At 28.4% G+C, this 19,479-nt stretch carries 20 protein-coding genes; 2 read left to right on the top strand and 18 right to left on the bottom strand.

The features are described from left to right. Positions 1 to 147 precede the first annotated feature (147 nt). Both NT01CX_RS09445 and NT01CX_RS09450 read left to right on the top strand, forming a co-directional pair. A complete protein-coding gene (locus NT01CX_RS09445; RefSeq protein WP_011722839.1) occupies positions 148 to 567 on the top strand; it encodes a Fur family transcriptional regulator in 420 nt (139 codons plus the stop codon). A 110-nt stretch (positions 568 to 677) separates the two neighbouring features. Beyond that, positions 678 to 1,637 (top strand): FG-GAP repeat domain-containing protein, encoded by a 960-nt coding sequence (locus NT01CX_RS09450; protein WP_011722840.1) that lies wholly within the window; start codon positions 678 to 680, stop codon positions 1,635 to 1,637. 259 nt (positions 1,638 to 1,896) lie between these two features. On the opposite strand, the gene NT01CX_RS09455 is transcribed toward NT01CX_RS09450, so the two are convergent. The 18 genes from NT01CX_RS09455 to NT01CX_RS09540 form a co-directional block, all read right to left on the bottom strand. Then, complete coding sequence (locus NT01CX_RS09455) at positions 1,897 to 2,559, bottom strand: hypothetical protein (RefSeq protein ID WP_011722841.1); 663 nt, start codon at positions 2,557 to 2,559, stop codon at positions 1,897 to 1,899. 65 nt (positions 2,560 to 2,624) lie between these two features. Beyond that, the gene (locus NT01CX_RS09460; RefSeq protein ID WP_039227239.1) at positions 2,625 to 2,885 is read right to left on the bottom strand and encodes a hypothetical protein; all 261 of its coding nucleotides are present in this window, start codon (positions 2,883 to 2,885) and stop codon (positions 2,625 to 2,627) included. 39 nt (positions 2,886 to 2,924) lie between these two features. Continuing rightward, positions 2,925 to 3,440, bottom strand: a complete 516-nt coding sequence (locus tag NT01CX_RS09465; RefSeq protein WP_223316927.1) for a hypothetical protein — start codon at positions 3,438 to 3,440, stop codon at positions 2,925 to 2,927. Between the two features lie 166 nt (positions 3,441 to 3,606). After that, positions 3,607 to 4,209 (bottom strand): ribosome biogenesis GTP-binding protein YihA/YsxC, encoded by a 603-nt coding sequence (gene yihA, locus NT01CX_RS09470; protein WP_011722843.1) that lies wholly within the window; start codon positions 4,207 to 4,209, stop codon positions 3,607 to 3,609. A gap of 4 nt (positions 4,210 to 4,213) precedes the next feature. Continuing rightward, positions 4,214 to 6,529: an endopeptidase La gene (lon, locus tag NT01CX_RS09475; RefSeq protein ID WP_011722844.1), complete on the bottom strand. Its 2,316-nt coding sequence runs from the start codon at positions 6,527 to 6,529 to the stop codon at positions 4,214 to 4,216. Between the two features lie 107 nt (positions 6,530 to 6,636). Then, complete coding sequence (lonB, locus tag NT01CX_RS09480) at positions 6,637 to 8,331, bottom strand: ATP-dependent protease LonB (RefSeq protein WP_039243160.1); 1,695 nt, start codon at positions 8,329 to 8,331, stop codon at positions 6,637 to 6,639. Positions 8,332 to 8,519: 188 nt separating this feature from the next. Then, a complete protein-coding gene (clpX, locus tag NT01CX_RS09485) occupies positions 8,520 to 9,815 on the bottom strand; it encodes an ATP-dependent Clp protease ATP-binding subunit ClpX (RefSeq protein WP_011722846.1) in 1,296 nt (431 codons plus the stop codon). A gap of 19 nt (positions 9,816 to 9,834) precedes the next feature. Then, positions 9,835 to 10,422 (bottom strand): ATP-dependent Clp endopeptidase proteolytic subunit ClpP, encoded by a 588-nt coding sequence (gene clpP / locus NT01CX_RS09490; protein WP_011722847.1) that lies wholly within the window; start codon positions 10,420 to 10,422, stop codon positions 9,835 to 9,837. Positions 10,423 to 10,592: 170 nt separating this feature from the next. Next, on the bottom strand, positions 10,593 to 11,891 hold the full coding sequence (gene tig / locus NT01CX_RS09495) for a trigger factor (protein ID WP_011722848.1): 1,299 nt from the start codon (positions 11,889 to 11,891) through the stop codon (positions 10,593 to 10,595). 170 nt (positions 11,892 to 12,061) lie between these two features. Next, positions 12,062 to 12,841, bottom strand: a complete 780-nt coding sequence (locus NT01CX_RS09500; protein ID WP_011722849.1) for a sugar phosphate isomerase/epimerase family protein — start codon at positions 12,839 to 12,841, stop codon at positions 12,062 to 12,064. Between the two features lie 20 nt (positions 12,842 to 12,861). Beyond that, positions 12,862 to 13,680, bottom strand: a complete 819-nt coding sequence (folK, locus tag NT01CX_RS09505; RefSeq protein WP_011722850.1) for a 2-amino-4-hydroxy-6-hydroxymethyldihydropteridine diphosphokinase — start codon at positions 13,678 to 13,680, stop codon at positions 12,862 to 12,864. A gap of 13 nt (positions 13,681 to 13,693) precedes the next feature. Beyond that, positions 13,694 to 14,506 (bottom strand): dihydropteroate synthase, encoded by an 813-nt coding sequence (gene folP / locus NT01CX_RS09510; protein ID WP_011722851.1) that lies wholly within the window; start codon positions 14,504 to 14,506, stop codon positions 13,694 to 13,696. Between the two features lie 34 nt (positions 14,507 to 14,540). Then, complete coding sequence (locus NT01CX_RS09515) at positions 14,541 to 15,020, bottom strand: HD domain-containing protein (protein ID WP_011722852.1); 480 nt, start codon at positions 15,018 to 15,020, stop codon at positions 14,541 to 14,543. Between the two features lie 15 nt (positions 15,021 to 15,035). Beyond that, the gene (gene folE / locus NT01CX_RS09520) at positions 15,036 to 15,590 is read right to left on the bottom strand and encodes a GTP cyclohydrolase I FolE (RefSeq protein ID WP_187146711.1); all 555 of its coding nucleotides are present in this window, start codon (positions 15,588 to 15,590) and stop codon (positions 15,036 to 15,038) included. 52 nt (positions 15,591 to 15,642) lie between these two features. Beyond that, positions 15,643 to 16,452, bottom strand: coding sequence for an aminotransferase class IV (locus tag NT01CX_RS09525; RefSeq protein WP_011722854.1), 810 nt, complete (start codon positions 16,450 to 16,452; stop codon positions 15,643 to 15,645). A 21-nt stretch (positions 16,453 to 16,473) separates the two neighbouring features. Then, positions 16,474 to 17,844: an aminodeoxychorismate synthase component I gene (gene pabB / locus NT01CX_RS09530; protein WP_011722855.1), complete on the bottom strand. Its 1,371-nt coding sequence runs from the start codon at positions 17,842 to 17,844 to the stop codon at positions 16,474 to 16,476. Continuing rightward, positions 17,838 to 18,431, bottom strand: coding sequence for an anthranilate synthase component II (locus NT01CX_RS09535; RefSeq protein ID WP_011722856.1), 594 nt, complete (start codon positions 18,429 to 18,431; stop codon positions 17,838 to 17,840). Before NT01CX_RS09535 ends, pabB begins: the two co-directional genes overlap by 7 nt. Positions 18,432 to 18,597: 166 nt before the next feature. Next, positions 18,598 to 19,368, bottom strand: coding sequence for a hypothetical protein (locus tag NT01CX_RS09540; RefSeq protein ID WP_011722857.1), 771 nt, complete (start codon positions 19,366 to 19,368; stop codon positions 18,598 to 18,600). Positions 19,369 to 19,479: the final 111 nt, after the last annotated feature.

Below are 19,479 nucleotides of genomic sequence, written 5' to 3' on the forward strand. Positions count from 1 at the left end.
AGCATTTAAGATTATATATGTATAAAAATCACTTAAAATACTTTTATTGATTTAAAATATATTTTTATGTATATAAGAATTATTGACAAGTAATAATTTTTATTATATAATATTAATTAACTCATATAATTAAGAAGGGTGGGCATTATGGATACTATAAAGGCCACATTTAAGGAAAAAAAATTAAAGCTAACGCCTCAAAGAATTGCAGTTTATAAGTATTTGTGTTCTACAAAAAAACATCCTTCAGCTGAGACTATATATAATGCATTACATGAAACTTATCCTACTATGAGTTTAGCTACTGTTTATAAAACTCTAAAAACTTTAGTAGAAGTTAATTTAATTCAAGAATTAAACGTAGGTGAAGGTAATTTTAGATACGACGCAAATACTTCTTCTCATCCACATATTCAATGCATTTCTTGTGGAAGCGTAGATGACATTGTTGGAGTTACTTTTGACAACTTAAACGATACAGCATCAGAATATACAGATTATAACGTGTTATCAAGTAAAGTATATTTTTATGGTATATGTAAAAACTGTAATACAAATACCCATTAATACTGCAATGAATGTTTAAATTTAATAATATTTCCAAAAGAAACGGTAAACACCGTTTCTTTTTTTATAAATAATTTAATCACTTTCCTCATAAACATTATTAAAAGGAGGTGATTATTTTGAAATTAAAAGTTCTTTTCTTTAAAAGAAAACATATCTATTATGTTCTCTTTATTTTAGCTATACTAATATTTTATGCATTTTCTATATTATCTAGCGGAAAGTCATCTTATATAACTTTTAATTCAAATTCTAATATTAAAAATTTTAAATCCGACCTTAATGGAGATGGTAAAGATGATACGCTTTACATATTGACCAACAAAAATAATAGATATCAGCTTCAAATAAACACATCTAAAAATACATTTAATCTTAAACCAAATAAAGAGGTTGCGACTTTGGGTACTAACTATCCCTATTGGCCAATTCGAGTAAAGTTAAAGGATATTTCTCGAAATAATATACCAGAAATATTTGTTCAATCTTCTCAAGATAATGTATCACTACAGCATATCTTTGCCTATAAAGATAATGAATTTAAAGATATATTTTGTAGCTATAATAATATTTTAGGATTTATAGATTGTAGTAATAATAAAACACCAAAAATACTTTCTGCAAAAGTATATGGTGATAGCTATTATTTTGAAAATTATATGCTTATAGATAATAAACTTGAGAAATACTCTAGTGATATTAAGGATACATTTATGGGAAAAGACACTATTTTATGTTTTATAAATATAATAACTTCTATGAACGGAAAATATATGCCAACCAATGAAAATATATTTCATGAAGGAATAGATTTATCTTCTCTTGATCTTCTTCCTAACTTAGCCGGGTATGCTAATAACTATGTTTTTCAAGATGCATTTTTTATAGATACACAATCAGATAATTCCGGTGAAGCAACAAATATAGAGTGGACTTTAAACTTTAAAGGAAATCCTATAGATTCTCCTAATAAACTTAAAAACTATACATTAAAAATCAATCTTCTGAGATGCAAAAACTGCCCCGAAAAATATTATTATAAAATTATTTCCTTTCAATTAATAAACTAAAAATTATTTTACCCAAATAAAAATGGACCGCTTTAGCGGTCCCAATCAAAAGGGGGATGGGGGGGTTTTAGCACTAGTGAAGGGTAACTTATAAAAAATGTTACTCCTCCTTTGTACACTATATATACTAACCCATCCATTAAAATTTATTCATATATACTATTTTATTTTTATTTTTTTCCACTTATTTATGTACTGTAACCATTTTAGGTTAAAAATATAAACTTCCCCAACTTGGAAGTTTATATAATTTACCCACCTATATTTTCCCATCAACATATAATTCTAATATCTTATTTATTATCCTAGCTTTGTCCTCAACTACTAGTGACTGCATAGCACTCAGCAATACTACTATAGGATCATCCGAATGCTCTTTTAAATTATTTTCATAGATATTCTCAGAATTATCATAGTTTACTTTTTCTTTTTCTTCTTCTCTTTTACTTTCTTCATTTTTATGTGATTTCTTTTTTCCATGCTTACTTCTTTTATTATTGTCTTCTTTAACTTCCAAATATTCATTATCTACTTCTTCATTATTTACTTTATTATTCTCGTCATTATAAATTTCAGCGTTTTCATTCATTATCATATCATTGACAGCTTTAGCTTGACTAACTAATTCAAATATATTTATATCACTATCGTATGAATTATCGCTCTCTTTATTACTATTTTCTTCATCATTTTTTGCAACTGATTTACCACTAGTTTTACCTATAACACCTAATACATTTAAAAGAGAGGTTATTTGATTTATATCTATATTTCCTAGTATAGAAGACAATTTATTAAATACACTGTCATTTTCACCATTCATATATTGATTTCCGTATTCATCATTATATCCATAATCATTGTATTCATTTATTTCATCGTAACTTCTGCTATACTTTTTACTCTTTCTATGTTTTGACACATTATCACCTCTCTATAAATTAAGAGGGCTTATAAAAGCCCTCCAATTAAATTTACAATCTATTCTTATGCGCAGATACCGCGTGATCCAAATCCTCTGCTACAGCAAAGTAGGAATAAGAATATTAAGATTGTTGCAGTTTCGTGGTCGATTATGCATGCTCTTTTTAATATTAATAAGAATAATGCTAATCTACATGGATCGAATCCACCACATCCTGATCCTCCTATTACTGATACTGGAATTGGGGCTGGTTTTGGAGGTGCTACTGGTAAACAGGCACATCTGCAACTACAACCACAATTGCATTTACATTTTCTTGACATGACGTACCCCCCTTTCTTGGGCCATGGTTTCAATGTAATCTATTCTTCTTCATTCGCATCTACACACTCAACTTCCTCATCGGTTACTTTAACATCTCTGGCATCAAAGTTGAAGATATCGTCTGAAGTGTCTTCTGCTATATCGCAAGCTCTTCTGCCACCACGAACTAATAGTAGGATTAATACAATAAATATTATATTGCCAAATCCGCCAAAGTTACCGTAGCCATTTCCATAGGAATTATAGCAACAGTTATCGTTAGGATAGCAGCTACAACAACAATAATTCTTCTTGTGGTCTTTATGGTCTTTGTGTTTATAACAATAACATGAATATTGTGGGTAATTATTATTGGTATTTACGCAGTTGTTTCTATTATTGCCAAACAAGGCTATTAGGAATATAAATAGAAGTAGTATATATCTACCTCCGAATCCAGGGAATCCTCCTTTACTTGCATTTCCTAGAAGTCCAACTACTTTACCAATGTTGCCGAGACCCTCAATACCAGATCCGCCCATTAGATTGTTTATCATTGAGCTTACGCCCTCCAAGTTGTTTAGATCCACTTTACCTCCCCCTTTCTGCCCATCCTCTTTTATCTTTTGTTGATAATATATACTATTCACTTTTCTTCACTTTTGACACAAAAAAATAAAAAAAAGTAATTTCATTTTTGAAATTACTTTTTTAAATTACTTCTTAATCCTTTATTTATAACTATTCCATTGTATCTTCTTCAAATATGCCTTCTGATAAAATTTCTAGCAACTCTTCTTTTCCACTCTTATTTAAAGATGAAAAGAACATAAACTTATCTTCATCTCTTATATTAAGAGTTTCTTTTATGATCTTTCTATTCTTTTGGAAGTCATTTTTTCTTAATTTATCACTTTTAGTTGCAACTATTATAGTTTCATATCCATAGTATTTAATCCATTCATACATTTGAACATCTTCTTTGCTTGGTTTATGCCTTGAATCAACTAGTAGAACTATTTTCTTTAATTGATGTCTGTTAATTAGATATTGTTCCATCATTGATCCCCATTTTTGTTGCTCACTTTTAGAAACTTTGGCAAATCCATATCCAGGTAAATCTACAAAATAAAATTCGTTATTTATTAAGAAAAAGTTTATTTGTCTAGTCTTTCCTGGAGTAGAACTTGTCTTAGCAAGCTTTCTTCTATTAGTTATAACATTTATAAGTGATGATTTACCGGCGTTAGATCTTCCAACAAAGGCCATCTCTACTCTATTATCAACAGGATATTGTGATGGTCTAACTGCTGATATTATAAACTCTGAATTTTTAATTATCATCTTTCTACTCCTCTACAAGTGCATTTTCTAAAACAGTTTCTATTGTTTCCGCGGGTATAATATTTATTTTGCTTAAAATAGATTTAGGTATGTTTCTTAAATCTTTTTCATTAGCCTTTGGAATTATTATAGTATCTATTCCAGCTCTAAATGCTGCAAGAGTTTTTTCTTTTAATCCACCAATAGGAAGCACTCTTCCAGTAAGTGTTATCTCGCCTGTCATAGCTACATTATGTTTAACCTTTTTATTGCTTAATGCAGATACCATAGCTGTTATCATTGTAACTCCAGCTGACGGACCATCCTTTGGCACAGCACCTTCTGGAGCATGAATATGTATATCTGTGTTCTTATAAAAATCAGGATCTATTCCATACTTTTTACAATTACTTCTTACATAACTATATCCAGCTTCACCAGATTCCTTCATTACATCACCTAACTGCCCTGTTAATTGTAATGTTCCTTTACCTTTCATAACAGTAACTTCTAATGGAAGCGTATCCCCACCATAAGCAGTCCATGCCATTCCCATGACAACTCCTACTCTATCTTTTTTATCTGCCTTATCATAAGAAAAAATTTCTGGTCCTAAATACTTTCTTATTTGATTAGCAGTTATGTTAACGGACTTCTTATTCTTTTCTAACATTTCTGCTATACATTTTCTTAATGTTGTAGCTATTTTTCTATTTAAATTTCTTACACCTGATTCTCTAGTGTAATCTTCTACTATCTTATATATAGCTCCATCTGAAAAAGATATCTTTTTATTTGTTATGCCATGTTCCTCTAATTGTTTATTTATAAGATGTCTTTTTGCTATTTGGAATTTTTCTTCTGTTGTATAGCCTGATACTTCTATTACTTCCATTCTATCTAAAAGAGGTCTTGGAATAGTATCTAAACTATTTGCTGTAGTTATAAACATAACATCACTTAAATCTAAATCTAGTTCTAAATAGTGATCTCTGAATGTTTTATTTTGCTCTGTATCTAAAACTTCAAGTAATGCACTAGCAGGATCTCCTCTAAAGTCTCCACTTAATTTATCAATTTCATCTAATAAGAATAATGGATTTTTAGATTTAGCTTCTTTCATAGAGTAAACTATTCTACCAGGGATTGCACCTACATAGGTTTTTCTATGTCCTCTTATTTCTGCTTCATCCCTAACTCCACCTAATGACATTCTTACAAAATTTCTATTAAGTGCATTAGCAATAGATCTTGCTATAGAAGTTTTTCCAACCCCTGGAGGTCCAACTAAACAAAGTATAGGTCCTTTTAAGGAATTACTTACACTTTTTACAGCTAAGAATTCTATTATTCTATCTTTAACATCTTCAAGTCCATAATGCTCATTCTCTAAAATTTGTCTAGCCCTTTTTATATCTAAATTGTCTTTAGTCTTTTTATTCCATGGAATATCTAAGATCCAATCTAAATATGTTCTTATAACTCCACCTTCTGATGAATAACTTCCTATATTTTTTAATCTATTTAATTCATATAAAGCTTTATCTTTTGCTTCTTTTGGAAGCTTAGCTTTCTTTATCTTTTTTGCATATTCATCTATTTCTTTCTTATTTTCGTCTTCTTCCCCTAGTTCTTCTTGAATTGCTTTTAATTGCTCTTTTAAGAAATATTCCTTTTGAGATTTATCAATCTTATTTTTTACTTTTAAACCTATCTTCTTTTCTATTTCTAAAACTTGAATTTCATTTTTTATTATTAGTAAAAGTTTTTCTAATCTTTCGTTTACATCATAAGCTTCTACTAATTGTTGTTTTGTAGCTTCTTTTAATATTAAATATGAACTTACAACATCTGCAAATCTTCCTGGATCATCTAATTCCTCTATGTTTATTAAAACTTCTGAAGATGGATTATTAGATAATCTTATATAATCTTCGAAAGCATCCTTTACAGAACGTATTAATGCTTCACATTCCATTTCATCACTACAAACATCTTCTAAAATACTAACTTCAGTTTTAAAAAACGGTTCTTCTTGTATATACGTAAGTATTTTTGCTCTACTTATCCCTTCAACTAAAACTCTAACTGTGTCACCAGGTAATTTAAGCACTTGTTTTATATTACAAATTGTACCTATATTATAAATTTCATTTTCATCTGGTTCTTCTATTTTTGCTTCCTTTTGTGAAGCTAAAAATATCTCTTGACCATTCATCATAGCCTCTTCAATTGCAAGAAGAGATTTTTCTCTACCTACATCAAAATGTAAAACCATATGAGGAAATATAGTTAAACCTCTTAACGGAATTAAAGGAAGAACTTTTTGATTATTTTCCATAATTTCCCCCCACTTCTTTTATGTTTATATATCGATTTTTATCAATAAAAATATTTATACTATGCTATTATACCCATAAAATCGTTTTTTTTCAATTAATTTAGCTGTTACGAGTTAATAGCAGATTCGGCAGTAAGAACATCTATATTAGTGTTAACATCTAATATATGATCACTACTCTTTTCATCTTCTTCTGAAATAATAGCTAACCTTATAACTTCTTTAATATGAGTTACTGGTATTATTTTCACCATTTTTTCATTTTTAAATGTTTCTTGCCAATTTTCTCTTGGAATTATTATAATATTTGCCCCAGCTTTTTTTGCAGCAGCTATTTTAGCATTAACTCCACCTATTGGCTTTACATATCCATGAATAGATATTTCTCCTGTCATTGCTACTTTGTTACTAACAGGAATCTTTTTTATAGCACTATAAATGGCTGTAACCATACTTATACCAGCTGAAGGTCCATCCACAGGCATACCACCTGGGAAATTTAAATGTATATCATATTTACTACAGTCTATTTTAAATATATTTTCTAAAACAGTAATTACATTTTGTCCTGAACACATTGCAGTGCTTTTTCTTTTTAACTTTTTATTTCTTCCATCCATTTCTTCTTCTTCTACTATACCCGTTATTTTAAAGCTTCCTTTTTCACTTAAAGCCTTTATGGCAGTTGCCTCTATTTCCATAAGTATTCCTATATTTGCACCATACACTGCAAGACCATTAACATAACCTACCTCTGGAGCTTTAGGTACATTCTTTTCGGGTCTCTTAGAATATTGACCATTTTCTATTATCCACTCCATATCTTCTACCTGAATATTTTTTCTACCTTCATTTAAAGCAATTCCTGAGCTAAGTTGTATTAAACTAACTGCGTCTCTTCCATTGGTAGAATATTCTCCAACAAGTTCTCTTGCTTTATCTTCTATTGTAAATCCTATTTTTTTAACTGCATCTTCAGCTATCTTTTCTATTTCTTCAGCATTAAGCGCTCTAAAAAATACTTCTACACATCTTGATCTTATGGCAGGACACATTTCCTCCGGACTTCTAGTTGTAGCTCCTACAAGTCTAAAATCTGCTGGAAGTCCATTTTCAAAAATATCCTTAATGTGCATAGGCACATTTGGATTTTCTGAACTATAATAAGCACTCTCTAAAAACACTTTTCTATCTTCCATAACTTTTAATAATTTATTAGTTTCCACTGGATGTAATTCTCCAATTTCATCTATAAATAATATACCACCATGTGCTTTTGTAACTGCTCCAGGTTTTGGTTGAGGAATTCCTGCTGAACCCAATGCTCCTGCACCTTGATATATAGGATCATGAACAGAGCCTATTAATGGATCTGCTATGCCTCTATCATCAAATCTTACAGTGGTTGCATCTATTTCTACAAACTTAGCATCTTCGCTAAATGGCGAAAATTCTTTACTTTTAGCATCCTCTAGTACAATTCTTGCAGCTGCTGTTTTGCCAACCCCTGGAGGTCCATAAATTATTACATGTTGTGGATTAGGTCCACATATAGCTGCTTGTAATGCCTTTATTCCCTTTTCTTGCCCTATTATTTCTTTAAAAGATTTTGGTCTACTTTTTTCTGTCAAAGGTTCAGTTAGTTTTATTTGCTTCATTTGTTTTAGTTTTTCAACTTCTTTTTTATTTTCTTTACTTAAAGTGTATCTATTACTACCTTGTTCCTTTAAAGCATTAAAAAAATATATTCCCATAATAATAGTTACACCTAAGCTAATGAAACTAATTAATGATCCTGACATATTATCCTCCATTTATTTTGCATATTTTAGGTATTTATCCCCTTTTTATATTTTGTACAAATGGAAATAATATATTCCAAATCCCTATATTTTTATAAAATAAAAAGTTTAGAAATTTAGGTTATTAATTTAAGTAAACAAACTCCTAAAATTCTAAACTTTTTTTATTTCAATTAATTATATTTTAATTAAGCTGTTTCTGGATCCATGCTCTTTCTCTTATGTTTAGTTTGAACTATTTCTGGTCTATCTTCTCCATCTTCAGTTAATACTAATTCAGGCTTTTTATTTTTTATCGTATCTTTATTTATTATAACCTTCTTTATATTAAATTGAGATGGTATATCAAACATTATATCTCTCATAGTTTCTTCTATGATTGATCTTAGACCTCTTGCCCCTGTTTTTCTTTCAATAGCTTCATCTGCTATTGCCTTTAAGGCTTCATCTTCAAATTCTAACTCAACATTATCCATTAATAAAAGCTTCTTGTATTGTTTTACTAATGCATTTTTAGGTTCTTTTAATATTCTTACAAGTGCACTATTATCAAGCGATTGAAGTGTTACCATTATTGGTAATCTTCCTATGAATTCTGGAATTAATCCGAATTTTAATAAATCTTCAGGAACACTTTCTTTTAATAATTCACCAATATCTTTTTCCTCTTTAGATTGAACAGTAGAACCAAATCCAAGAGAGCTTTTTCTTGTTCTTTTTTCAATTATTTTATCAAGTCCATCAAATGCTCCACCACAAATAAATAATATATTAGAAGTATTTATTTGTATGAATTCTTGATGTGGATGTTTTCTTCCACCTTGTGGTGGAACTGAAGCTACTGTTCCTTCAAGAATCTTTAATAAAGCTTGTTGAACTCCTTCTCCAGATACATCCCTTGTAATTGAAGGATTTTCTGATTTTCTAGCAATCTTATCTATTTCATCAATATAGATTATACCTCTTTCAGCTTTTTCTATATCATAATCTGCATTTTGTATTAATTTTAAAAGTATATTTTCTACATCTTCACCAACATATCCTGCTTCAGTTAATGTTGTTGCATCTGCCATAGCAAAAGGAACATTTAAAAGTCTTGCTAAAGTTTGTGCAAGTAAAGTTTTTCCTGAACCTGTTGGACCTAAAAGAAGTATATTACTTTTTTGAAGTTCTACATCATCTACATCTACATCTGAGTTTATTCTCTTATAATGATTGTATACTGCAACAGCTAGAGCTTTTTTAGCAGAATCTTGACCTATAACATAATCATCAAGATAATTCTTTATTTCACTTGGCTTTGGAAGTGAACTAAGATCAACTTGAGTGTTCTCTTCAAATTCGTCTGTTATAATTTCAGAGCATAAATCTATGCACTCGTCACATATATAAACTCCAGGTCCTGCAATTAATCTTTTTACCTGTTCTTGACTTTTGCCACAGAATGAACACTTTAATTGTTTTTTATCATCATATTTTGACATTCCTACACCTCTCTAAGGGTTATTTCTTTCTACTAGTTATAACATCATCAATTAAACCATATTCTTTAGCTTCTTCTGCTTCCATAAAGTTATCTCTTTCAACATCCTTTTTTATTACTTCTAAAGGCTGACCTGTTCTCTCACTTAATATACTATTTAATTTATCTTTAATCTTTAATATTCTATTAGCGTGTATTCCAATATCAGTTGCTTGACCTTGGAATCCTCCTAAAGGTTGGTGTATCATTATTTCACTGTTAGGAAGAGCAAATCTTTTTCCCTTTGCTCCTGCTGTTAAAAGGAAAGCTCCCATTGAAGCTGCCATACCTATACATATTGTTGATACATCTGGTTTTATATATTGCATTGTATCATAAATAGCCATTCCAGCTGTAATTGAACCACCAGGACTATTTATATAAAGATATATATCCTTATCTGGATCTTCTGCCTCTAAAAATAATAATTGCGCCACAACTAAACTTGCTGTAACATCATTTACTTCCTCTCCAAGAAATATTATTCTATCTTTTAATAATCTTGAATAAATATCATAAGATCTTTCTCCTCTGTTAGTTTGTTCAACTACTACGGGTACTAAACTCATATTAAACTTTCCTCCTTTTATTAAACCTATATTTTAAAATATCACTTTTAACATTATCGCCTATATTGGTAATGATATTCATTTTCCTAAAAATTTATTGTAAAATTAATTGCCAGAAGTTTTTCTGGCAATTTCCTGGCAATTAACTCTATCTTTTATATTACGTCTAATTAAGCAATTTCTTTACTGTTTTCAACTAAAAAGTCTATAGCTTTTTCGTTAGCTAATTGTCTAGCTAAAACTTCTCTTTGTGCTCCAACTATTGCTTCTACTAATTTGTCAGCATCTTGTCCGCCACCATATTGTTGAGCCATTTCTTTAGCTCTTTCTTTTATTTCTTCTTCAGTAGCTTCTATTTTTTCATCTTTAACTATTTTTTCAAGAACTAATTCAGTTTTAACTTTCTTTTCAGCTGTTTCTTTCATGTATTCTCTTACTTTTGCTTCTGAGCTGTTTGTGTATTGATAGTAAGATGCAAGATCTAATCCTTGATATCCTAATCTCATTTCTAAGTCTTTAAGCATCATGTCTATTTCTTTTTCTATCATAACTTCTGGAATTTCTACTTCTGCTCTGTTACAAACTTCTTCGATTACAGCTTCTTCATATTCCACCTTTTCTCTGTTTTTGTTAGCTTCTTCTAACTTTGTTTTTAAATCAGCTTTTAATGCATCTACTGTATCAAATTCAGATACTTCTTTAGCAAATTCATCGTCCAATGCTGGTAATTCTTTAACTTTAATTTCTTTTATTTTAACTTCAAACTTAGCTGGTTTTCCGTTTAATTCTTCTCTTCCATATTGTTCTGGGAAGTTAACATTTACTTCTTTTTCTTCTCCAACTTTTAAACCAACTAATTGATCTTCAAAGTTATCTATGAATGTACCTGTTCCAATTTCTAATGAATAGTCAGTTGCTTCTCCACCTTCGAATGCTTTTCCATCTACAAATCCTTTGAAATCTATTATAGCTATATCATTTTTTTGTACTGCAGCGCCTTCTTCTTTAGTTATGATTCTAGCGTTCTTTTCTAACATAGCATTTAGTTGTTTTTCAACATCTTCGTCTGTTACTTCATATGTATTTTTCTTAGCTTCTACACCTTTGTAGTTTTCAAGTTTTACTTCTGGTCTAGTTACAACTTCAGCAGTAAATACGAAATCTTTTCCTGATCCGATTTCAACGATATCTATTTTAGGATAATCAACTGGTTGTAAGTTGTGTTCTTCTACAGCCATTGGATATGCTTCTTCACAACAAGTGTTTATAGCATCTTCATAGAATACTCCTTCTCCATAATATCTTGTAATTATGTTCATTGGAGCTTTTCCTTTTCTGAATCCTGGTACATTAAATCTTTTTACATTCTTTTTATATGCTTTTTTTATAGCTTCATTAAACTTTTCTTTTTCTACTGTTATCTCTAGTTTTACAACATTATTTTCTACTCTTTCAATTTTAGTGTTCATTAAGTTTTTCCTCCCAATCACCGTAAATACTTATTTTGACATGATATATTATAACATACATTATATTTTTTTTACAAACATATAAATATTTTTTTACTATAAATAAATTATATACTATATAATATACCAAATTTTATCTATAACAACAATATTTTGTTATAGATACAGCTTTAAAATTTACTTAAATACCTTCTACTTTCTCTAAGTTCCTCGTAATGTAAATAATTACTACTATAGACTTCTATTATGCCCATTCCTTTATAATTTAATCCCCTTAATTTGTTAAAAAGTTTAGCGTAATCTATTTCCCCTTTTCCAGGAACTAAACAAGAATTTTCTTTTGTTCTGTCATTTATATGTAAATTAACTATTTTTTCCTTCATTATATCTATATAGTCATTTGGTTCTTTATCTGCTCTATATGCTTGCTTTAAATCTAATGTAAAATGTATTGGATACTTACATCTCTCTTTTATTTCTTTTAAAAACTTTAAATCTCCCGACATACACCAAGATACATTTTCTTGTGCTAAAGTTATACCTACTTCTTCTGATATGTATACAAGTTCATTATATACATCTATTACATGATTTATGTCTACAAATTCACTGTCCATTTTTCTCATACCATGGAAAGTATAAGTTTTGGCTCCTAATGTTTTTCCCGCTCTACATACCTGTTTGAAGTATTTAATCATATCATCTCTTCTTCTTTTATATGTATCAAATATATATGGTTCAAATGCAGATGAAAAAGCATGAACTGAATTTATTTTAAAATCACTTTCATTACATCTTTCCTTAATAATTTTAACAAATTCATCACTAAATTCACTAGGACAATTAAAGAATACCTCTCCTTTATTAAATCCCAAACTTTTCATAAGTTGTATACTATCTTCTAAAGCAACACTCGGATAAAAGCAAGCTGTCGAAATACCTATTTCCACTTTTTAACCATCCTTTTTTATTATTTTAAATCTTCTTTTAATTGAAATACTCTTTTATTAAGTATAGGATGAAATGCATATGGAGCTATTTCATTTAAAGGCTCTAATACAAACATTCTATCATGCATTAATGGATGAGGAATTATTGTTTCTTTATTAGATAAAATTAAATCATCATACAATAATATATCTAAATCTATAATTCTAGGTCCCCATTTAATTGTACGTTTTCTCTTTAATTGTTGTTCTATATCAAGTAAAACTTTCATAAGTTTACCTGGATTAAGAAGCGTCTCTACTTCAACTGCACAATTTAAAAAATCATCTTGTTCTACATATCCATAAGGTTTTGTAATATAAAATTTAGACACTTTAGTAACCTTAGTTAAATCAGTATTTTTTAATTTTTCTATAGCCTTTTCTAGATTCTTATTTTTATCACCTATATTTGATCCTATTCCAATATAAACTGTATGCTTGCTTCTATCTATTTCAACTGCCGCATGTTTTATAGGCTTTCCTATAGGTGCCCAAGGCTTTTTTACTTTTAGTTTAATTCTTTGAATATCTTCATACCTTAATAAAATATCATCTGCAACTTGCTCGGCTACTTTTTCTAATAGATCATAGCTATCTTTTTTAAATAACTCTTCAATCTCACAACACAACAATCCATAATTAACAGTTTCATTTAAATTATCAGTTAAGCCTGCTTGCTGCAAATCTATAAAAACTTCAGCAGAAATCAAAAATTTTTGTCCTAACCTTTTTTCTTCTTCATATACTCCATGGTTAGCAAATACCTCTAAATCTTCTATATATATTTTATCCACAGTCATCACCACTTTAAAATTATTTATTACCTCTTATAATTGCATCTGTCATAATGGCTGCTCTTAAGTTTTCTTTAACATCATGTACTCTAACAAAATCACAGCCTTTCATTATGCCCACAACTGTAGTTGCAATAGTTCCTTCAACTCTTTCATTTACAGGCAAATCTAGCACTAGTCCTATAGTAGACTTTCTTGAAGTACCTAAAAGTATAGGGTATCCAAGCTTATGAAGCTTTTCAAGTTCATTCATTATTTGAAGATTATGTTCTGGTGTTTTTGCAAATCCAAACCCTGGATCTATCATTATCTTTTCTTTTTTAACCCCAGCCTTTAACGCTATATCTATACTTTCTTGTAAATCACACAAAACGTCTTGCATAAAATCACTATAATTTTTATTGTCTCTATTATGCATCAAACAACATGCAACATCATATTTAGCTGCTACTTTTGCTATATTTTCATCTTTTTTAAATCCCCAAACATCATTTATAAGAGATGCACCTGCTTTAATTGCAAGCTCAGCCACTCTGCCCTTATAAGTATCTATAGATATAGGAACATCTACTACCTTTGATAATGCTTTAATTATAGGAACTACTCTTTTAATTTCCTCTTCTTCATCTACTGGAATGTGATTAGGCCTTGTAGACTCTCCCCCTATATCTATAATAGTAGCTCCTTCATTAATCATCTCTTTAGCATGCTTAATGGCTTTTTCTACATTATTGAACTTACCTCCATCAGAAAAAGAATCCGGTGTTACATTTAAAATCCCCATAATATAGGTTTCTTTTCCTAATTCAAATATCTTATTACCTATTCGCATAAAACTACCCCCTAAAAATAAATACTTAAATCAATTAATATTTCAATTCTAAGTTTTTCTTATCTTCTGACCAATAACACTGTTCTTGTGCAAAACATCTAAAACAATCTCTAGATAGTTTATCACTTTTATAAAGAAGTTCACTTAAAGAATTCTTTTCATTTTCTTTGTTTCTATGATTCTTAATTGCCTTTAAAATTTCATATATTTCTATTTTATTAAAATCACATTCAATTAAAATTTGTTCTGCTAATTTGGCTGACGCTATCTCATGTGGAACTTTACGCTCATACTGTTGCCATTTACCTATATCATGAAGAAAACCACAAGCATAAATAATTTCTTTATTAAATGATAATTTATCTTCTAGATTAATTATATACATAATACGAGAAACATTTATAAAATGCCTTATATCATGATGACATAGTTTCCTATTGGATTCTATTTTTTTTATTCTTTCAACATATTCAATATACTTTTTATGATTTAAAATTTTATTAACTCTCTCCATAATATGTCTACCTCTTTATAATCTAAGTATATTTAAAACATCTTGCTTAAGTGAGTTATCTTTTTGAAACTCCCCTCTAGTAACTATAGTAGTTGTTTTTGATCCCCACTTTTTAACTCCCCTCATACTCATACATAAGTGTTCAGCTTCTATAATTACCATTGCTCCTTTACACTTTAAATATTCCATTAATGAATCTGCTATTTGTGATGTTAATCTTTCTTGCAATTGGGGTCTCTTAGAAAAAACCTCTGTAGTTCTTGCTAATTTACTAAGCCCAACTACCTTTCCATTAGGAATATAAGCTATATGCACCTTTCCAAAGAACGGAAGGAAATGATGTTCACACATAGAATAAAATTGAATATCTTTTTCTACTACTACATCATCATTGTTAACTTTAAACACTTTACTTAAGTGTTTTTCTGGCGTTTCTCTAATGCCAGAAAATATTTCTTCATACATTCTCGCTATCCTATCAGGTGTTTCTTTAAGTCCTTCTCTATTTGGATCTTCTCCAATAGCTTCAATTATCATTATCACTGCCTTCTTTATCTTCTCATAATCTATCATATTTTAAAACTCCTTCCTAATAGTGCATTAATTTTTAGTTTTTATTAAATTAATAATATATATTTTGAAATTCTTTTCTTAATAATTTAGTTATTTTATTATTATTTAAATCAAAACTTTTATTTTTTATTTTTGATACAGGCATAATTTCCATTAATGAATTAGTTAAGAAAACCTCATCTGCATTAATTAAATCTTCTATACAAAAGTTACCAATTTCTAACTTTAAAGATAGTTTATTTATTAATAAAATAATCTTTTCTCTCATAATACCTGGTAAAAGACCACATGAAATATCTGGTGTATATAATTTATCGCCTTTTATAAAAAATATATTTGTATATGAACCTTCACTAATAAAATTCTTAGTATTTAAGAAAACAACCTCATCATAACCTTGTTTTAATGCATTATCCTTCTCTAGAAGATTTTCTAAGTAGTTATTAGATTTAATATAAGTTAATTTAGAATCTGGATTCCTTTTTGAAGATGCTAAACATATCTTAAATCCATCTTCATACATCTTTTCCACATATCTATTTTCTTTTATAATAATGATTAAATCATATTTGTCGTTATTCTTAAGATAAAGAATCTTTAACGCTCCAGAATGAGTATTAGTAAAAAGTATTAGCTTATTTAAATACTCCTGAATTTCCCTAATATCATACTTTAAATTCATATTTAATTCGTGACACCCTTTAACAATTCTCCTAAAATGTTCATCTATAAAAAATACTTTTTTACCTGCAAATTTTAATGTTTCAAATAATCCGTATCCATAATTAAGTCCTTGTCCATTAATATTTGTGTAAAATTTTTTTGAATCTATTATATTTCCATTTACTAAAAAATACATAATACCACTCCAGTCTAAAATTTAACTTTTAAGTACTTTAATTATGGATTTTGCTTTATGTAGTGTTTCTTCATATTCAAGCTTTGCATCTGAATCCCATGTAATACCTCCACCTGCTTGAAAATATGCCCTATTATCCTTAAACACTATAGTTCTTATTACTATATTTAAATCAACATCACCATTAAACCCTATATACCCCATTGAACCTGTATATATATTTCTTTGAGTAGGCTCTAGTTCATCAATTATCTCCATTGCTCTTATTTTCGGTGCTCCTGTTATAGATCCTCCCGGAAACATTTCTTTTATACAATCAATGGAATCATACTCATTATCTATTTCTCCTGTAACTGTAGAAACTAAATGATGCACATTTGAATAGGTTTCCAACTTAAAAAGTTCAGTTACTTTTACCGTACCAGGTTTAGATATTTTCCCTATGTCATTACGCTCTAAATCTACTATCATCAATAACTCAGCCTTATCTTTTTCACTATTTAATAACATTTGTTTATTTTTTAAATCTTCTACATGATTTTTTCCTCTTGGTGCAGTACCTTTAATAGGTCTTGTTTCAATGTATCTATTTCTTATTTTTATAAATCTTTCAGGTGAATTACTAATAATATATCCTTCTCCAAAATCTATAAATCCTCCAAAAGGTGCTGGACTTATTTCTCTAAGTTGTGAATAAATATCAAATGGATTTTTATCCGTACTACACTCAAATCTTTGTGTCATATTTGCTTGATATATATCCCCTTCCTTAACGTATTGTCTAATTTTTTCAATGGCATTTATGTATTGTTCTTTACTAAAATTAGATGTTATATTAGATACATTAACGTTCTTTGATATATTTATTTTGGTATATTTTTTTTCACATAAACAAATTTTATTTTCAATATTTTTTATAATAGTTTCTGATTTATCTTTTATGCCTAAAGCTGCAATAAATACTTCATTATTTTGATGATCTATAATTATTACACCATCATATATTCCAAAATAACAATCTGGAATATTAACATCATCCACTGCTGTTCTCGTAATATTTTCTATATGATGACATAAATCATATCCAAAATAACCTACAGCACCTCCTATAAATGGGATTTTTGTATTATAATCCATTTTATAATTATCTAATGTCTCTTTTAACTTATTAAAAGGATTACTCTTATAAACTGAAAGAACACCTTTATCTAAAATAGTCACTTTATCATCTTTACTTTTAAATATTAAAAATGGATCAAATCCAATAAAAGAATATTGTCCAAGTTTATTATTATTCATTGAACTATCTAAAAAAAAACTATACTCTTCATCCTTAAAAAGAGAATATAATTCAAGACTATTTAAATTAGTATTTATCCTTTTAATTAACATTTTTCCAACCTCTTACCTTTAATTTTTGCTTCCATTAAAAAATTTTTTAATATGTCCATGCCACACTCACTTAATATAGATTCTGGATGAAATTGAACCCCTTCTATTAAATATTCCTTATGTCTAATTCCCATAATCTCACCTTTATCCGTTTCAGCAGTTACTTCCAGAAAATCCGGAAGAGATTCCCTTTCTATTATAAGAGAGTGGTATCTTGTTACTTTTAATGGATTAGGAAGATTTCTAAATACTCCTGTATTTTTATGAATTATAGGTGAAACTTTACCATGTACAGGTTCATTAGCTTTGACAACATTAGCACCAAAGCAATATCCTATGGTTTGATGTCCAAGGCATATACCAAGTATAGGAATTGTTTTAAAGCTTTTTATAATATCTTTGCATATCCCAGATTCTTTAGGTGTGCAAGGACCTGGAGAAAGCACTATCATATCAGGATTCAATTTCTCTATCTCATCTAAAGTAATAGAATCATTTCTATAAATTAACACATCTTCTTTTAAACATTTTAAATATTGAACTAAATTATATGTAAATGAATCATAATTATCTATCATTAAAATCATACTCTTACTCCTCATATTAGTAAATTAATAGCTTTATAAAATAATTAAACTTTAAAATCATTTTGAATATATTTATAAAAATAAAAGCACCATTTTAGTTATTTAATAAACTACATATGGTACTAAAAATAAAATTAAGTGTATTTATATAAATATCACAAAATTTCTATTTTGGAATTGTTAAATTTTTTTCTACTCCATCAACTGTAATCTTTAATCCATCTTGTGTAAGATTTCCATATTGAATATCTTTACCTAAGATTTCTCCTACAGAATCAAAATTATTGACATGGTTATTTGAACTAATAGTATATTTCCATACATATTTAATATCTGCTTTATTAAACCAAGGTAACTGAGAAACATATATTATGTTATCATCATTTAAAAATATAGGATTTTCACACCATATATAATTTGAATTTGATTTTAATATATTATCTTTAATAAACGATTGCCCACTACTAGATACATACTCATTTTTAGTTATATCCTTTTGATTTCCATTAGTATCAAATAGAATCATTTTTTGAGTTTCTTTTTCTACTAAACATATATACTTTTTAGATGGACTAATTGTATATTTTATATCTTTAGGTTCAACCTTTATATATTCTTTTTCATTATTTACTATATTATATAGTAACTTAATTTCTGTTCCATTAGAAAGTTTTACAGTATAGTTTTTATTGTTATTTTGCTCCTTGTTAGGAATAACTTTTTTTGTATCATCAACTTTTTTACTTTCATTAGTTTCAACATTTTTATTAATATTTTCTTTATTGGATGATTTATTCCTAGAGGATAATTTTTTAAATGCTCCACTAACTATAATTCCCAGAACAATCACTATAGCTACTATTATCATTATTATAATTCTTCTTCGTTTTTTCATTTGCTTATCGTAGTTGTTACTAAAAATACTAGGCTTTGGCATTTTCTCACCTCCAACCAAAACTATACATTTTTACAAATTTTTAATATCTACATTTATTATAACAACACAATACAATTATAATATATTATCTCCTTTTTACCAAATATATTA

The organism is Clostridium novyi NT (genome assembly GCF_000014125.1).
GTDB classification, from domain to species: domain Bacteria; phylum Bacillota; class Clostridia; order Clostridiales; family Clostridiaceae; genus Clostridium_H; species Clostridium_H novyi.

Bases quoted from the DNA above. Each gene is read 5' to 3' on its own strand.
- NT01CX_RS09540 (WP_011722857.1), bottom strand. From the start codon at position 19,368: ATGCCAAAGCCTAGTATTTTTAGTAACAACTACGATAAGCAAATGAAA.
- pabB (WP_011722855.1), bottom strand. From the start codon at position 17,844: ATGTTAATTAAAAGGATAAATACTAATTTAAATAGTCTTGAATTATAT.
- folP (WP_011722851.1), bottom strand. From the start codon at position 14,506: ATGCGAATAGGTAATAAGATATTTGAATTAGGAAAAGAAACCTATATT.
- folK (WP_011722850.1), bottom strand. From the start codon at position 13,680: ATGACTGTGGATAAAATATATATAGAAGATTTAGAGGTATTTGCTAAC.
- NT01CX_RS09515 (WP_011722852.1), bottom strand. From the start codon at position 15,020: ATGGAGAGAGTTAATAAAATTTTAAATCATAAAAAGTATATTGAATAT.
- NT01CX_RS09445 (WP_011722839.1), top strand. From the start codon at position 148: ATGGATACTATAAAGGCCACATTTAAGGAAAAAAAATTAAAGCTAACG.
- NT01CX_RS09525 (WP_011722854.1), bottom strand. From the start codon at position 16,452: ATGTATTTTTTAGTAAATGGAAATATAATAGATTCAAAAAAATTTTAC.
- lonB (WP_039243160.1), bottom strand. From the start codon at position 8,331: ATGTCAGGATCATTAATTAGTTTCATTAGCTTAGGTGTAACTATTATT.
- NT01CX_RS09535 (WP_011722856.1), bottom strand. From the start codon at position 18,431: ATGATTTTAATGATAGATAATTATGATTCATTTACATATAATTTAGTT.
- lon (WP_011722844.1), bottom strand. From the start codon at position 6,529: ATGGAAAATAATCAAAAAGTTCTTCCTTTAATTCCGTTAAGAGGTTTA.
- tig (WP_011722848.1), bottom strand. From the start codon at position 11,891: ATGAACACTAAAATTGAAAGAGTAGAAAATAATGTTGTAAAACTAGAG.
- yihA (WP_011722843.1), bottom strand. From the start codon at position 4,209: ATGATAATTAAAAATTCAGAGTTTATAATATCAGCAGTTAGACCATCA.
- clpP (WP_011722847.1), bottom strand. From the start codon at position 10,422: ATGAGTTTAGTACCCGTAGTAGTTGAACAAACTAACAGAGGAGAAAGA.
- NT01CX_RS09460 (WP_039227239.1), bottom strand. From the start codon at position 2,885: ATGTCAAGAAAATGTAAATGCAATTGTGGTTGTAGTTGCAGATGTGCC.
- clpX (WP_011722846.1), bottom strand. From the start codon at position 9,815: ATGTCAAAATATGATGATAAAAAACAATTAAAGTGTTCATTCTGTGGC.